Here is a 1,209-nt window from a genome sequence, read left to right on the forward strand (position 1 = left end):
GGAAAGTGAATAAAGTCTTTCATTTCTTATTGCCTTTTCTTGTGTGGCTGGCTTTTATTTATTCATTTTACTCATCCTAGTTACTACTTTTTAAGGTCATTATGATTGCTTCTTTTCATGGCTGTCGGCAGATAAGCCGGCGGTTAGTGTTTATGACAAAACCGTTTTTTTATTGCATTCTATTATTCAGCTCTAGTCTCTGGGCTTTCAGTTTACCGGTGTTAGCGGGTGATGATGACTTCACCCAAGAACAGCAAGAAGAGATGGAGCTAGCTCAAGAATATTTTCATGTGCTCATGGATGCTATGTCAACGGAAGATAGAGAATCCTTTGAGATTGATATGCAAGTACGGCAACAAAAAGTATTGAGCAGGCAGAAATGCTTGGCAAAAGGAGCCCAATGTAACACTAAAATGGCCGCAGATAGCGGTGATGACGATGATGATTTAATGAGCCGTATTTCCAAAGCCAGCAATGCATTTAAACAGTTAGATAAAGGCCTATTTGGGGAGCTCATTGATTTAAATACCGGTACGGTCACTTTTAATCAAACGGATTTTATCGCCAAAGGAAATGGTCCCGACATTAAGATTAGTCGCACACTATCGGATCAATCGAATCCACTTTTACGCAGTAATTTAGGGGATTGGGCCTTAGATACTCCTAATATTCATACAACCCTTTCCCTAAAGGATTATGGTGGAAAAATGCCCTCGGATGTAAAGTACTATTCTGGTGCATGGGGAAGGGGTAAGGCTTGCTCAGGTAATTTAAATCCGGGAGGTTTTAATCAAAATGATAGATATCATGATAAAATAGTGGATAGAAACGGTCTCTGGCAAGGGGATATATTATCCCTGTCAGGTGAAAAATTAACGCCACTTTTGCAAGTAGCAGATGATAAGTTTCCTCGTAAAACCCAATCCAATTGGCGTTTCAGTTGCACGACTTTAGCCAATCAACCGGGGGAAGGGTTTATTGGCTATTCACCTGATGGCACCAAGTATACTTTTAACAAGCTTATTACTGCTCGGAATCATCTACCTGAATCATCTTTTTTTTTAGACGTTTATTTAATGGTGACTAAGATCGAAGATAGGTTTGGTAATAGCATTATCTATCATTATAACAAAAAGGACCAATTGATAAAAATTACCGCCAGTGATAAACGGGAAGTCACCTTTGTATATGAAAATAATGAAATTAAAA

The 1,209-nt window shown here is 38.6% G+C and carries 1 pseudogene; it reads left to right on the plus strand.

The features are described from left to right. Nucleotides 1-152: 152 nt before the first annotated feature. Nucleotides 153-1,209, plus strand: a pseudogene (locus L2764_RS27285) (hypothetical protein); the annotation flags it as partial.

Source organism: Shewanella surugensis (assembly GCF_023284005.1).
In the GTDB taxonomy this organism is placed as follows: Bacteria; Pseudomonadota; Gammaproteobacteria; order Enterobacterales; family Shewanellaceae; genus Shewanella; species Shewanella surugensis.